This is a genomic window from Paenibacillus sp. S02 (genome assembly GCF_019454065.1).
In the GTDB taxonomy this organism is placed as follows: domain Bacteria; phylum Bacillota; class Bacilli; order Paenibacillales; family Paenibacillaceae; genus Paenibacillus; species Paenibacillus polymyxa_B.
The window spans coordinates 2,163,867-2,179,331 of the sequence record NZ_CP073682.1 but is presented as its reverse complement, the minus strand read 5'-3'; the positions used below and the strand labels follow the sequence as shown (position 1 = coordinate 2,179,331).

Annotated in this window: 13 protein-coding genes; 5 read left to right on the top strand and 8 right to left on the bottom strand. The window is 45.1% G+C overall.

Annotated elements, in window-relative coordinates; genetic code table 11:
* Positions 1-4 precede the first annotated feature (4 nt).
* The 6 genes from KAI36_RS09670 to KAI36_RS09645 all read right to left on the bottom strand — a co-directional run bounded on the left by KAI36_RS09670 (position 5) and on the right by KAI36_RS09645 (position 5,333).
* On the bottom strand, positions 5-1,720 hold the full coding sequence (locus KAI36_RS09670; protein WP_220027612.1) for an ATP-binding protein: 1,716 nt from the start codon (positions 1,718-1,720) through the stop codon (positions 5-7).
* A 49-nt stretch (positions 1,721-1,769) separates the two neighbouring features.
* Positions 1,770-2,834, bottom strand: a complete 1,065-nt coding sequence (locus KAI36_RS09665) for a cobalamin B12-binding domain-containing protein (protein ID WP_220027611.1) — start codon at positions 2,832-2,834, stop codon at positions 1,770-1,772.
* Positions 2,835-3,026: 192 nt separating this feature from the next.
* Entirely contained in the window at positions 3,027-3,488 is a 462-nt protein-coding gene (locus KAI36_RS09660; protein WP_013309820.1) for a MarR family winged helix-turn-helix transcriptional regulator, read from the bottom strand.
* Between the two features lie 196 nt (positions 3,489-3,684).
* Positions 3,685-4,134, bottom strand: a complete 450-nt coding sequence (locus tag KAI36_RS09655; RefSeq protein ID WP_023988125.1) for a VanZ family protein — start codon at positions 4,132-4,134, stop codon at positions 3,685-3,687.
* Positions 4,134-4,802 (bottom strand): ribose-5-phosphate isomerase RpiA, encoded by a 669-nt coding sequence (gene rpiA, locus KAI36_RS09650; RefSeq protein ID WP_220027610.1) that lies wholly within the window; start codon positions 4,800-4,802, stop codon positions 4,134-4,136. Before rpiA ends, KAI36_RS09655 begins: the two co-directional genes overlap by 1 nt.
* Positions 4,803-4,862: 60 nt before the next feature.
* Complete coding sequence (locus tag KAI36_RS09645; protein WP_025718578.1) at positions 4,863-5,333, bottom strand: GNAT family N-acetyltransferase; 471 nt, start codon at positions 5,331-5,333, stop codon at positions 4,863-4,865.
* Between the two features lie 467 nt (positions 5,334-5,800).
* Between KAI36_RS09645 and KAI36_RS09640 the strand changes: the two genes are divergently transcribed.
* The 3 genes from KAI36_RS09640 to KAI36_RS09630 all read left to right on the top strand — a co-directional run bounded on the left by KAI36_RS09640 (position 5,801) and on the right by KAI36_RS09630 (position 12,527).
* Positions 5,801-7,570: a methyl-accepting chemotaxis protein gene (locus tag KAI36_RS09640; protein WP_023988122.1), complete on the top strand. Its 1,770-nt coding sequence runs from the start codon at positions 5,801-5,803 to the stop codon at positions 7,568-7,570.
* Between the two features lie 144 nt (positions 7,571-7,714).
* Positions 7,715-11,410 (top strand): non-ribosomal peptide synthetase family protein, encoded by a 3,696-nt coding sequence (locus KAI36_RS09635; RefSeq protein ID WP_220027609.1) that lies wholly within the window; start codon positions 7,715-7,717, stop codon positions 11,408-11,410.
* A gap of 118 nt (positions 11,411-11,528) precedes the next feature.
* Positions 11,529-12,527, top strand: coding sequence for a polysaccharide deacetylase family protein (locus tag KAI36_RS09630; protein ID WP_025718585.1), 999 nt, complete (start codon positions 11,529-11,531; stop codon positions 12,525-12,527).
* Positions 12,528-12,617: 90 nt separating this feature from the next.
* Here KAI36_RS09630 and KAI36_RS09625 read toward each other — a convergent pair whose 3' ends face one another.
* Together KAI36_RS09625 and KAI36_RS09620 are read right to left on the bottom strand one after the other, a co-directional pair.
* Positions 12,618-13,238: a TraX family protein gene (locus KAI36_RS09625; RefSeq protein WP_220027608.1), complete on the bottom strand. Its 621-nt coding sequence runs from the start codon at positions 13,236-13,238 to the stop codon at positions 12,618-12,620.
* Positions 13,239-13,260: 22 nt separating this feature from the next.
* On the bottom strand, positions 13,261-13,971 hold the full coding sequence (locus KAI36_RS09620) for a CBS domain-containing protein (RefSeq protein WP_220028087.1): 711 nt from the start codon (positions 13,969-13,971) through the stop codon (positions 13,261-13,263).
* Positions 13,972-14,156: 185 nt separating this feature from the next.
* On the opposite strand from KAI36_RS09620, the gene fsa reads away from it, so the two are divergent.
* Positions 14,157-14,804, top strand: coding sequence for a fructose-6-phosphate aldolase (gene fsa / locus KAI36_RS09615; RefSeq protein WP_220027607.1), 648 nt, complete (start codon positions 14,157-14,159; stop codon positions 14,802-14,804).
* A 205-nt stretch (positions 14,805-15,009) separates the two neighbouring features.
* Positions 15,010-15,465: a MarR family winged helix-turn-helix transcriptional regulator gene (locus KAI36_RS09610; protein ID WP_023988117.1), complete on the top strand. Its 456-nt coding sequence runs from the start codon at positions 15,010-15,012 to the stop codon at positions 15,463-15,465.

The following is a 15,465-nucleotide window of genomic DNA, read 5'->3' as shown; positions in this document are numbered from 1 at the left end:
CTGTCTAGCAGTGGTGAATATAGCGTTCCAGTTCTAAACACGTTGCTTGATAGACAGATTGGAGCGCAGACAACTTCGCTTTCGCATTCTCAAGTCGGTTCTCCCGTGCAAGCTGTTCAATATCGGACAGCAACGAGGACAAACGCCCGACACCCAGACTCACGCTGCCTGATTTCAACTCATGAGCAGCCTCTACTACTTTTGTGGCTTCGCCCGCAGCAGCCAGTTCTCTTAACCTATTGATTTTGGCAGGTGTATCACTAGTATACATTTCGACCAATGACTCCAGTAGTCCCGTGCTGCCATCCTCGTCCAGCAGCATAATTTCACGTATAACTTCCTCATCCAAAATCGGCTCGGTTTCCGGCTTTGGAAGCCATTTGACAAGCTTTTCAGAGAGCTTTTCAATCGTTACTGGCTTCATCAAGTAATCATTCACTCCAACCTCCCGGCTCCGTGCCTGATCCTCCTCGGACACATTTCCGGTCAAAGAAATGATCGGTACAGGTGGTTGCTGGTTTTCTGCTTCCCGCTGGCGGATCGCTTTCGCCGCATCATGACCATTCAGCAGAGGCATATGATGATCCATTAGAATACAAGCGTAGGATCGTTCGGAGGCCGCTCTTACAGCAGCTTGTCCATCCTCAGCAAAATCAATATGCTGGAATCCCAAGTGGTTAAGCTGTAATTGCACCACCTGACGGTTCACCCGATTATCCTCGGCCACCAAAATAGTTTGAGAATGACTGTGCTCACGCAGCAACTCGCTAAATACCTTCAAATCACCATTTTCATGCTTCTCCATTTCGTCTGCCTGCTCCGATCCTTTCATGAAGGGAATTTCAAACCAGAACGTAGAGCCTTGGCCTTCTTCACTGACGACCCCAATTTCTCCCTGCATGAGTTCCACAAATGAACTGCATATCCATAGCCCCAGACCTGTTCCTCCATATTGGGAGGCGCTTCCTTCACCGGCCTGTACATAGGGCTGAAACAGCTTATTCTGATCCTCCGGTGAAATCCCAATACCCGAATCCTGCACCTCAAATCGAACACGTTGGGAAACTTTTGTTTCCTCCACTAATTTTGTTCGAACGATGAGCAATCCTTCACTCGTAAATTTATTCGCATTGTTCAACAGATTGAGCAAGATCTGCATGATCCTTGCCGAATCTCCCTCCAGATGCTCTGCCACACTGGTATCGGTCTCTATACTTAACCGGTTACCCATCTGATAGATTTGCGGCTCCAACAACTGAGCAACGTGGCTCATAATCGCCTGAACTCTGACATTTCCGATCTCCAGTTCCATCTGTCCTGCTTCCACTTTGGATATATCAAGCAGATTATTAATCATGTTCAACAACAGGGAGGCTGACTCACGTATCACACCGATGGCCTGCCGTTGATCTGGGGAAAGTTTGGATGAACCTAACATTTCGATCATTCCAAGTATTCCATTCATTGGCGTTCTGAATTCATGACTAACCACAGCCAGAAAAGTGCTCTTTAGGTCATTAGCCCGTACCGCTTCTTCCTTCGTCCGTGTTAATTCCGCATTACTTTTGGCAAGCTGACGCTGCAGATTGACCAGTTCGTTGTTCATTGATGAAAATTCATTCAGCAGCTTTTCTTCCTCAGCCTTGCTTTTCACAATCTCATCCGTTAATTGTTCGACCGTTTTCCGCAGGACAGCCATTTCTGCTGTCGGTTCCTTCATATTAAAAGGCCCCCTTTACAAAATGACTTACAGGTTCACAAAACTAACCTTATTTCCTGAGCGAAAGTAAGTCCCCTGCAACCTCCAGCGCTTCCTCCGCACCTGGTGCGTATCCGTCCGCCCCTACTTCCTGCCACAAGTGGGAATCGAGATTAAAAGGCAAGCCTCCGACCATAATTTTCACATGGCTAGTAGTTGGGTCTTGTCGAATGAGAGCAATCAACTCTTTCACTAAATGGACATGGTAAGCCATGGTAGCTGAGATAGCCACCACATCCGCCTTGTAAGTCACAATGGCCTGAACCAGACTCCGGTTAGGTACATTAGCGCCTAAATAATACGTATCCCAACCATCCATTTCAAATATATCAGCCAGCATACGCAGACCAATTTCATGCTGCTCGCTGCCTACACACGACGCCACGAGGCAGCGTTCCTTACTTCCACTCCCCATCCATCTGGGGTACAGGCTGGAAATAATAAATTGAGTCACGGCAGTGCAAAAATGTTCTTGGCCGACGGTGATTTTGCCTTCATGCCATAGACGGCCTATTTCATATTGCGAAATTTGAAAAATATATTTATACGTATGTTGAATAGAGATACCCTCATCCAGCAAACGGACGATCCAATCCAAAGCCTGTCTGCGATTACCTGAGAGTAAATATTTCAAATATTGAGCCACGTCAGCAGCATAGGGATTATCATCTGTAATAAAAGAGGCATACTCCTCTTTCTTCCCAATTTGCTGTATCCCCAAATTCAGATGCTCCAGCACCATGGTTTTATCCGTATGATCGAAGTGCTCTACCAACGTCTCCTGGATTAATCTGAAATTGATGCTCAAATCTTCTTGAGTTATGCCGAAACCCTCCAGAAGCTTTTTTAACCAGGAAACATACTGTGTAAATAAAATAGGGCTGTTCATGATTACACTTTCAGCTAAATAGTTCAAACTATATATAGAATCCTGTTTTGTCTTTATTTTACCGTTATCCCCAAAACGCTGCAAAAGATCAGGCTGTAATTCGTATTGCTTATGGGTAACTAATTCAGCCAAAGCTCCTGCTTGCATCAATAGCGACTCACCTGCGGTATATTGCTGTATGCTCATGTACAGCTCCTTCCCCGACAAGGTTTTGTATTCGAAACAGGTACTGGGGATTGGTTCCGGACGTGACTATTAGACAATTATACCTGATTTGCGTCTCTACATTAACCCTACTTCCCCAAAATACGACAAAAAAATAAAATACCGAGAAGTCGGTATTTTATCTAAAACAGATTTAACCTGCACACGCACAATTTATGATCCATTACTCTTCTGCCCCTCAGCAGTTAGTCCAAGCTTTTTTAACAGATGAATAGCCTGCTCCTTCTCTTCCACAGATAAGCCATCCACGGTCTCCATAATGACACGATGATGTTGCGGGAATATTTGCTCAAAGAAATGACGTCCATCATCAGTCAATTCTGCATAAATCACACGCCGATCATCTTGTGATGCACGACGGGTAAGCAAGTTTTTTTTCTGAAGTTTATCTACCACGTACGTAATATTCCCACTAGAGATTAGTACCTTTTCTCCAATCTTCTGCAAAGGCTGTGGTCCCCGATAATACAGCAGATCAAGCACTCCAAATTCTGTTGTATTTAATCCATGACTATGAATGTCCCGATTCGTACGGGACGTGACCGAATTATAAGCACGAGCCAGAACAACGAACAAATTAAGTGCTAAGTCCTGATCATCTGGTTTTACAGACATATTAACATCCTCCGTTACTCATATCTTTATTCCAAGATATCTTAATTGTTCACTTTTGTCAAGTTTAAGCGTTCCTCCCCTGCTCCTGCCACCTATTAATGGAGGATTACCGGCTTTAATGTGAAAGTTACAGTTCATTATGTAAAAAAAACCGCTCTCAGCCAGTCTTAAAGCACTGATCCAGAGAGCGGGACGATTATGTTGTTATCCCTAACTTCTTACGTACAAATACGTAGGCGACACGGCCGCATAATACTCCCAGAACATTCAGTATGATGTCATCTACATCCATTGTACCTGCGCCCAGCAGCATTTGGGACACCTCAAGAATGACCAGTGCGATCACTATCGTTAACAACAGACTGCCTATACTTCGCATGGACACCCAAATGATAGGCACAAGGATACCGAAGGGAATGAATACGCCAATATTACCGAGCAAATTAACACCCCATACCCGAAAAGGAAACGACTCCATTGCCCGCCAGTATTGCCTAATCGTATCAAACGGAACAATATTATACGAATACGGGGGTCCTGGTCGTAATGTACGACCAAAACCGAGAAACATCCAATATAATAGAAGCCCTGTATATAAAATCAATAACATCAATGCCACATGATGAAGCAGGCGGGTCCTAGACATTACTTGTTACGGACGTCGATCTGTCCATTGGCCCGTGCGATAATAACCTGGTCCGCCATATTAATGAACAGTCCGTTATCGACTACACCCGGAATTTGATTCAAGCGGATTTCCAACTCCTGCGGATTCTCAATCGTACCATAGCGACAATCGGCAATATAATTACCGTTATCCGTAAGGAAGCGCCCGCCGTCTTTCATACGCCATTCTGCTTTACAGCCCGTCTGCTGCAAGGCCGCCAACGTCCATTCACTGGCAAAGGGTACGACCTCAACGGGTAAAGGAAATGCACCCAGCACCTTCACATCCTTGGACTCATCGACAATAATGATTAATCGGTCGCTATTGCTTTCCACAATTTTCTCTCTCAGCAGGGCTCCGCCTCCACCTTTCACCAGTACCAGCTGCTCGTTCACTTCATCTGCACCGTCGATGGTAACGTCAAGCCTTCCAATCTGATCAAACGGAATGATGGGAATTCCCAGCTCCCTGGCCTGATCCTCCGAGGCTTGGGATGTAGCTACAGCCTGTATATGTAATCCTTGCGCTACACGCTCACCGATTTTTTGAATAGCCCAAAAGGCTGTCGAGCCTGTACCAAGTCCTACTTTCATGCCGTCCTGAATCGCCTCAACTGCTTTTTCGGCCGCTTTTTGCTTCAAATTCATTATCATCTCTCCCGCTATATAGGCTAGTATTGATCATCATCCATTTTATAAGAGAACGCTTTATAATAACAGAGACAGCTTTTTACCATAACAAAGGCTGTTTTCATCGTGTTCATACTCCCCAAACCGTTCAATAGGTTCGTATCCCCGTTTGGTGTAGAGAGCAATCGCTTCAGGTTGAGCCGCTCCGGTCTCCAGTTTAATTCTTACAACTCCCCGTTTGCTGGCTTCCTCTTCCAAAAAAGATAATAGACTCACCGCAATTCCTTGTCTGCGATAAGAGGAATCGACATAAAACCTTTTGAGCTCCATTTCTTCCGCATCTATAGGCCTAAGCCCTCCACAAGCCACCGGTTTTTCGTCCACATACACAACAGCGAAAACCATTTCTTTAACTTTCGGATTGGAAAAATCGACCAAGTAAATTTCGTCGGCAGGATACCTTTCCAGCAAGTCCTCATCCAGCCTTTGAATCAACTCATGCAGATCCTCATGATTACTCTCAACCTTTAAAATCGTAAGCTTGGACATTCTTCTTATCCCTCTTCTCTTTACATGGATATAAGGACTCATTTCGCAAACAATTCACAAAAACCGCGATAAATCAAGCATTTCCAACGTCAAATATGAAAAATGTCCCAAATTGATAAGTGCATTTGACTCTATTATAAAGTATGATGGTTTCTGTTGAATAGTTGCTTATGGACTGTAATGAAGTCGAATTTCAAGTAGAAGTATAAATTGGAATATACTGAAACACAGACAGCGTTTACCTATTAAAAATTAATTTTTTATTGTGTAAGGTATTCATTTCAAGGGCTTTTCGTACGACATATATATAGGGATATCATACTTGTCTATAAAAGGACTTAAGACCTATTACATAAAATTCAAGGGTCTATTATCTCGATTAATATGTTTGTAAGGGGGACTTGATTATCTCATTCGATAAGCGGTTCAACACCATATACAAAAATACAACCAGGGAGTGGAACATTTTGAAAAAGTGGAGTAGCTTATCATTCTTCACCAAAAACTTATTATTATCCTTCTTCAACATCGTATTGATTGGGCTAGTCCTTATTGTGTCCAGTTATTTGATCCAACGTACGATTTTGATAGACCAATTGCATGGGCAAGTGGAAAAAATCACATTGAAGTGGGCCCAGGGCATTAATTCCGATGAAGTAACCCAAGCGGTTCAAGAGAAAAATTATGATGGACCCGTTCAAACCAAACTCCGCGCATACCTAGATAACATCATGGCGACGAATCCGAATATCTCTCATGCCTATATTTTCGGGACGGAGCTCGAAAATGGCAATCTAACATCTATTGTGGCGATGCCAACGGATCTCAGAGAAGCATTTGAAAAAGATAAGCTGCTCGTTGGCTCCATGTACGAGCAACCCAATGTTGTGGCAGTAGGCGTAACCGGTATGCTGGACAGTGGCAAACCAACATTCACCAGCTTCTACGATGATTCTTTTGGTACATGGACGACTTTGATGACTCCAATTAAAGATCCAAGTGGCAAAATCTTTGCATATTTTGCAGTCGATGCAGATGCCGGTGCCGTACCTGCAGGATTGACCAAGCTGCTCATTAGCGGCGCTACCATTTTAGTGATTTTCCTACTGATCTGCCTGGCGCTTCAATATTGGGTTGTGAAACGCACGCTGTCCCCGATTAAGCAACTGATGTACGGTATCAGTGAAGTAAGCAGAGGAAATCTGGATGTTCAAATTCATGCAGGTCATGATGATTTGGGACTCGTGAATCAGAACTTCAACAATATGGTAAGTCATATTAACAGCATTATGACCAAAGTGAAGCAGACAACTGATGAAGTCAATGAATCTGCCAAGGAATTACTCGCAATCTGCGAGCAAAACGGAATCAATTCCAACATCATCAATCAAAACATCAGTGAAATCACGGAGAATATCCGTTCGCAGGAAAAAGCAACAGGTGATAGTGCACGTGCCATGGCTGAAATGGCTTCGGTAATTCAAAATATTGCCACTAGTTCTTCCAATGTTGCGGAGGAAGCCAATTCGGTAGAGAAACGTTCTAATGAAGGCAACGAGATTGTAGGTAAGGTATCATCCCAAATGCACTTGATTACCGATACAGTAACCAATACTTCCCGTATCATCAAGTTGCTGGACAGTCGTTCGCAGGAAATTGGCAATATCATCAGTACCATTTCAGGCATCTCCAGTCAAACCAACCTGCTCGCTCTGAACGCCTCTATTGAAGCTGCCCGTGTTGGTGAAGAAGGTAAAGGCTTTGCCGTTGTTGCCAGTGAAGTACGTAAGCTGGCAGAACAATCTGCGGATGCAACCAAACAAATTACGTCCCTGATTGAAGAAATTCAAAGTGAAATCGGACAAGCTGTGAAGTCGATGGAGCAAGGAAACGTTGAAGTTCAAAACGGAATCGTCGTTGCCGGACAAGCAGGCGTGCTGTTCAATGATATTCTTCAAGCAACTAAAAATGTAGCATGGCAAATCCAAGAAGTATCCAGTGCTACTGAGCAAATATCTGCGGGTACACAGGAAATGACAGCAACAGCAGACGATCTTTCTTCCACCGTAACCAAAACAGCCAATAACAGTGTTCACATTGTGCGAACGGTGGAGGAACAAAAAGCTTCTTTGGATTCGATTATTGATTCATCCCATAAATTGACATCCATGTCTGAAGAGCTTCAAGAAATTACATCTTATTTCAAAATTGCAGACACCAACCGTACCAAATCATAATAACCATTTATCGACTCCAAAATTTTTTTCATAAGTAAATCATTCGGTAATGCCTCCCACCTGTTCATGCATTTGAAGGGATCGGAGGCATTTACTGAGTTTACCATTTATATTAAGACATCATACATTCAGGAGGTTAGCGTAATGGCTTCATTACTACAAAACAGCACACAAACAACCCCATCCCCATTCCTAGTTCCCTTGGATTGTGCACGTATACAACGCAAGCATACATCCTCTACTTATCAAGTAGAGCTAGAAGCGTCCATCTCGGAACAATTAAATCAGCAAAAAACTGCGGAAGACAAACAAGCGTTGCTCTTATCAGCATATACTGCATGGGTATATCGCCTATCCGCAGAAGAAGAAGTTTCTTTTTCTACTTTTGTGCCGCAAACCGGTCTGCTTACAGCTTCGCTGACAGTCGAAAAGGAAACGACTTTTCATGAACTAGCAGGCTTATTTCAGGAGATGCTCCGTGAGCCTAATGCATACCTTGCGGAACCACAAGCCGATACTTCATTTTCGGCAAATCTGCCTACGGACAGCGGTGTAGAATCCCGTATTATGGACTGGGCTGTTAGTGAACACAATGGCGCTTATCAAATACAGATACGATATGATCAATCACTCCTGCTGGAAACAACGATTGTCCGATACGCAGAATACTTTGAAACCCTTTTGCGTGGCGCGCTAACCAACAGCCATGCACTTGTGAATTCAATTGATATATTATCGGATGCGGATCGAGCTGCTCACGAAGCTTTAAATAATACAGTCGTGAAATATCCTGAGCACCAAACTATTCATGGAATGTTTGAGGAGGCGGCTTCACAATACCCTGATCGTCCGGCTATTGCTTCACACACTGGAGAGTACACGTACCGTGAGTTGAACGAACGTGCTAACCAAGTCGCACGTGTCTTGTTATCCAAAGGCCTTACCAAAGGTGAATTCGTGACCATCTTCATGGAACGGAGCTTAGAGACCGTCATTTCACTGCTTGGTATCCTGAAAGCCGGAGGCGTATATGTACCTGTTGATCCCGCCCACCCCGCTGACCGGAGTAGCTACATTGTCGAAGACACGCGTTCTCCTTTTGTCTTAACAACTTCCGCACTCATGGAACAAGCGACTGAACTGTGCGGTTCCATTGAGACGGTAAAAGAAATTTTAGCGATTAACGGGCCACTGGCAGGCTATGCTGCAAGCAATCCGAACGTTAATGTAAGTCCGGATGATCTAGCTTATGTCATCTATACATCCGGCTCTACAGGCAAACCGAAAGGTGCCCTGATTGCTCACCGCGGTGTCGTTAACCTAGGAGCTGTCGTGCAACGCGATTGCGACATTACACCTCAGGATGTATTGACCCAATTTGCGACCTACAGCTTCGATGCATCCGTTTGGGATACAATTGGAGCCTTGTTTTACGGTGCAAAATTGTACTTGCTGTCTTCCGAAGAACGTGTATCTGTTGAAGAATTCGCTGAAGCCATTGCACGTACAGGCACGACGATTATTACCATTTTGCCGACCGTATTCTTTAATCAGCTATCTACGTATTTGTCAGACGAAGGCTATCGCAAACTCGCTAAGGTACGGATTGTTACTGTAGCAGGCGAAGCACTGTACGGCTCACAAGTTCGAGCGTTCCAAAGCAAATTCGGTACAGATACCGACATCGTAAACGTATATGGACCGACCGAATGCACCGTAGCGACGACGACCCATCGGGTCCGTGGTGCCGTGCCTGAGCATGTCGTCAATATTCCGATCGGCAAGCCGATTTACAATTACAAAGTGTATATCGTTAACGATGATAACAAGCTTTGCCCTGTCAATATTCCGGGTGAAGTATGCATTGCTACTCCTGCATTGGCCCATGGCTATCTCCATCAGCCAGAACGTACAGCCCAATCGTTCGTGGACAATCCTTTTGTTCCGGGTGAAAAAATGTACCGCTCGGGTGATATCGCCAAGCTGCTGCCAGACGGTACGATTGAATACGTAAGCCGCAAGGATTCGCAGCTCAAAATTCGAGGAAATCGGATTGAAATTGGAGAAATTGAAGACCATTTTTCCAAACATCCAGGTGTTCAGGACGTCGCTGTGGTAGCCGTCAAAGATCACACAGATCAGAACATGCTAGTTGGCTATTTCACCACTTCGGATGGACAATTCATTCCACAGGACGTTATTCAGTCTTATATTGGGGGCAAGCTGCCTTCGTATTTTGTACCAAGCCATGTCGTTCATCTGGAAGCTATGCCAATTTCACCAACTGGCAAGATCGATCGCAAAAAGCTGGCCCTGCGGCCACTACCGGAAGCGTCTGATCTTTCATTTGGCGGGGAACCTCTCCGAGAAGGAACCGAAACACTTATTGCCGAAGCATGGACTCAAGTGCTTGGTAAAAATAACATCGGCGCTACCGATGATTTCTTCCTGATCGGGGGCGATTCGCTTCGTGTCATTCATGTGCTGGCTATTCTGAAGCCGCGTTATGGCGCGCTGCGCATCGGAGACTTTTTCCGCTACAAAACCATTCGTGAGCTTGCTGAATACGTGGAACAATTAGGTACGGAACAAACGCCGCAACGCAAGTCACTCGCGATTCCTCAAGAAAAAATGGACTTGAATGAGCATCCTATTGAGTTGTCTGGTGCTTCTGACTTAGCTGAAGTCCGCGACTTGCGCGTGATCTTGTTGACCGGAGCTACAGGCTATCTAGGCTCGCACATTCTGTATGACCTACTACAACGGACAGAAGCCAAAGTATACGCGATGGTACGCCCTTCTCAGGACGGTCCATCCGGTATCGAGCGTATTCAGTCCGTATTGACGGGATATTTTGGACAAGATATCTCCAGCTTGATCGAAGGACGGGTAAAGGCTGTCTATGGGGATCTGGAGCAAGCTGATCTTGGTCTCTCTTCCGTCGACCGCCATATGCTGGAGCACCAAATCGACGGCATCATTCACAGCGCCGCTGACGTTCGCCATTTTGGTGATTCGGCAGCTTTCGATCGCACGAATGTGATCGGTACACTGGAACTGCTGAAAATTGCCCAAGCCAAGCCGGGAGTGTCCTTCCATCATGTCTCCACTATGGGGATACCGGAGGATCTTGCAAACGAGGGAAAATGGGAGTCGGCATTGGAGCTTTCTGCCTCCCCAGACGAATTGAACGTGGACAACCTGTACACGAACAGTAAACTCGCGGCAGAGAAGCTATTGTTCCAAGCAGCTCAAGCGGGTACGCCTGTCTCGATCTATCGCGCGGGTAATTTGACAGCTCATTCGGCCAACGGACGCTTCCAGCGAAATATCGACAGCAATGCTTATTATCGTATGATGAAGGCGATGCTGCTGCTGGGTAAAGCACCACAAGCCGATTGGCATACGGACTTCACGCCGATTGATTACGCCAGCCGTGCTATCGTAGAGCTGTCCGTTCATCAAAAAAGCGCAAACCGCATTTTCCATATCTGCAATCCGAACCCACTGCCATATGATGAACTGATCGCTATGGTAAACCAACTCGGTTACGCAGTAGAAACCCTGCCTTTTGACGATTACAGCGTCTGGCTGCTAAATCCGTCTTCCGGCATCCAGGAGGATGCACTTCATCTTGCTATGGGACAACTGGAAGGTGATGGAGCCAAGGATTCAGCTTATCGTTACGGATGCTCTGTAACCGCAGCTCTGCTGGAACAAGCTGGCGTTCAATGCCCGGCAACCGACCTGAATTTTATTCAGAACATGATCCAGCATGCCGTCGAGATCGGTTACTTCCCGACCTCTTCATCGGTATCTGTAAAAGCAACACAGAGGTAACAAAGTTGTGATATTTCTCCCGCATGTTTTCGGTATGATAGACTAGATTTTGCTAGTTTCATATTTAGTATAAACCTCTATACTTTCAGAATTTTTTGCATGCGGGGGATGTCATTCAATGAAACACACTTTTTTTAAAAGAACATTGCTAATCATAAGTTTGTTGGCTATTTTAGGGATTTTGCTGTATGAAGCACGTAGCATATACCACACACCTACAGTTAAAGGGACTCATCGTACACGTACAGCTAATGCAGATCGACTGGTGCGCCATTTATTCTCACTGACGCCTACGCCAGATAAAGTTTATTACCAAAACAAAGTCATTGTCCTGATGTATCATGAGGTGACCAAGACTCCACCTGATCCCGGCGCTCTCAAGCTTAGTAATTTAACGAGACAGTTGGATGAGATGAAGGCTAACGGCTTCCACTGGATCACGATGAAAGAGTATACGGACTTTATTTTACATAAAGCCAAGGTTCCTGATAATGCGGTACTCATGACATTCGACGATGGCTATGAGTCCTTTTATACGGACACTTTTCCCGTGTTGAAAAAGTATCAGGTTCCGGCAACCAATTTTCTCATTACGTCCACGATCAGCAATCCCAAACACATTGGTATTCCAAAGCTGACATGGGATCAAATTCATCAGATGCATGCCGAAGGCATTGATTTTTACAATCATACCAATGACCAGCATGCTTACGGATACTCCAACACAGCGCGCACCAAACAAAAGCCGCTTCTGATGGGGCCTGTGTATTCGAAAAAGCTGGGGCGAATGGAAACAGAGAATGAGTTCAAACAGCGGGTTTATACCGACTTGGACATGGCTGACAAGAAGCTGTTCAAGCATCTACACAATGATCAGAATGTACTTGCCTTCCCTTATGGTGGGTATACCAAGGAGACGCTGGAAATTTGCCGTTCCTTGGGAATTGACGTTACATTCACGGTCAAACGGGGGATTAACTCGCCGGGGCAAATGAACGGCTATCGTGTCAATGCAGGTGGAATACACAATATTCCAGAAGTATTGGTGCAATACATGAAGGAAGGTGCTCCTCTTCGCCCACTTCCTTTTGCCCAAGGTCCCAACAAGGTATCCTAAACATTGGCTAGCTTAATGAAGGATAAAAAAGAACCTTTAAAACCAATTATGTCGTGGTTTTAAAGGTTCTTTTGTTGTATGAGATGTAGATTAGGACCAGATGCGAATTGTGGCGATAACAGCCAGATGTACCGGGTAAAAGCTACGCCACAACCAGCGCGGTACCCGACTATAAAATCCGCTTTCTCCAGTTGCAAAACATACGATCAGAATGCTGGACAGCAGACTAAAGTGTTGGAGATTCGCGTGATGCACCATATCATACACTACGTTCAAAACAAAATGGGCTGCAATCATCATGTATGAACGGGTGTATCGATAAATGAGAACCAACAGCAGTCCATAGGCTCCGTAATCCATCTGGCTGAGCTCCATAACCAGAGCTGAAAGGACGTACAGACCCGTTACAGCCGTCCAATGCTTCAAGTGGGATGCAGCAGCCAGCGCGAGCAACGAGGCCAATAGCGTCCAGATTACGTTCGGTCTAAGTACATCAAACGCCAGCATATAGGGCACCTGAGAAATCAGAGCCAGTCCGAGTAGACGGAGCATATAGCTCCGCATGTCTCGGGTATGAGTATATCCCAAATACAGCGCGTACGCGTAGATTGGAAAAGCAAGCCTGCCAGCAATTCTCCAAGCCGGATCCGTCGGAAAAAACACAAGTCCGACATGGTCAATCAGCATCGTCAGCATGGCCAACCAGTACATACAAGGCCCCCTTATTCATGTTTTACGTTTTTTCTTCTGTCAAGCTCAGAATGGCGTTCATGATGTCCGTTTTCGTAACCCGCCCTACCAACTCCCGAATTGGAGTTGAGGAGCTACATTGCTCGTCCAAAACTGGAAGACAATTGACCTGATGCCGAATCAGTTTCGATATCGCTTCCAGTAAAGTGTCTTCTGTAGCAAGCGTCGTCATTTGGGCCCGGCGCGTCATTGCCATGGTCACCGGGACGGTGTGAAGATCGGTATGCCCCAGCATGACCTTCAGCAAATCCTTGCGGGTAACAATTCCAATGAGCTCCTGTTCCTCCCCTGTGACCATCAGCGTGCCTGTATTTTGCTGAAACAGCATCAGCACCGCATCATAGGCGGTAGCGTCACCGGAAATCAAAATCGGATCACTAAGTATATCCGCCACAGTCAGCTTTTTGAGCATGTTGCCGATATGACTATCATATTTGGGGTAACGTCCTGGAAGGTAGCCTACCTTCGGCTTGGCATCCACCAGCCCGAGCATAACGAGCAGAGCAAGGTCAGAACGGAGAGTCGGACGTGTCAGTCCCAGTGTTTCAGCAATTTTATCCCCCGTAACAGGTGCCAGACGCCGGACAATATCAACAATTTCCTGCTGTCTTTCAGACAGTTGAATAATGATTACCTCCTTATGGAGTGGGGTAGTATATATTATAAGTGAGCATGGATCGGTAAATTTCAGCATCTTCCGACAATTCATCAAATTTTAATCATACACAGCTTGTTTTCAAATTTAAAATGTGTCACAATTAAGAATGTAATACATACTAATTATAAGTTTAACGTGTGCAATATGCTACATTTAAATGAACTATTGTACATCGCATGTGATATGTATTATGTATTATATAAACCTGAGGAGGAAATCAAATGAAATTTTTCTTGGATACTGGTAACATTGAAGAAATCAAACGTATTGAACGTTTGGGTCTGGTTGATGGTGTAACAACGAACCCTTCACTGATCGCTAAAGAAGGTCGAGTGTTCAAGGAAGTCATTCAGGAGATTTGCAGTATCGTTGAAGGTCCCGTAAGTGCTGAGGTTATTGGTCTGAAGGCTGAAGATATGCTCAAGGAAGCTTATGATATCGCCAAGTGGGCACCGAACGTGGTTATCAAGCTGCCTATGACCGAGGACGGCTTGTACGCTTGTAACGAGCTGACCAAGAACGGAATCAAAACGAATGTAACCCTGATTTTCTCCGCGGCTCAAGGTTTGATGGCAGCCAAGGCTGGCGCTACTTTTATCAGCCCGTTCGTAGGACGTCTGGATGATATTGCTGTTGACGGTATGAAGCTCATTCGTGAACTGAGACAAATTTTGGACATTCATGGTCTGAAATCCGAAATCATTGCGGCTTCCATTCGCAACATTAAGCATGTAGAAGATGCTGCCTTGTCTGGTGCTCATATCGCCACCATTCCAGGCTCCTTGCTCCCTTCCCTGTGGAAGCACCCGCTGACAGACAGTGGCATCGAACGCTTCCTGAAGGATTGGGAATCCGTGCCTAAAGCTTAATTTGCCAGTCATGGCAAACGATTTTTTTTAAAACCCAAACAGCCCGTAATTTACGGGCTGTTTTTTTGTTTTGCCTTTAGCGAGGGCAAGAACCAAAAATGCTGAACAACTTTTTTTGACAAAACAACTTGTTATCCATATAATTGTTGTAACAACTAATTAATTTCAAAGTAATTTATGTACGGGAAACAGAAAGGAGTACCTTATGAATAACTTACCTCCCGATTGTTCCATTGGGATGCTGCTCGGGATTACTCACCGCAAAATGAGTCAGCAGCTCCTACAGCGCCTCAAACCTTATGATATTTCCCCAGAGCAATGGTCGGTTCTGTACCAAATCTATCAGGCTGAGGGTTTAAATCAGAAAGAAATTGCAGCTAAGGCCGTGAAGGACCAGCCGACCACGACTCGAATTATTGATTTATTAGACAAGAAGGGCTGGGTACGGCGTGTGAATAGCCCTCAGGATCGTCGAGCCTATTTACTTCATTTGACTGAAGCAGGCCGACAGCTTGTAAAAGAGATTCTTCCTATCGAATATGATGCCAATCACGATTTTGTAAGAAGAATTTCCTCAGCCGATCTGGAGCAATTCCGCCAGACTCTTTTACAAATTCACGCCAACATGACCGAATCAGAAAAACAAGGAGATAACGATTAA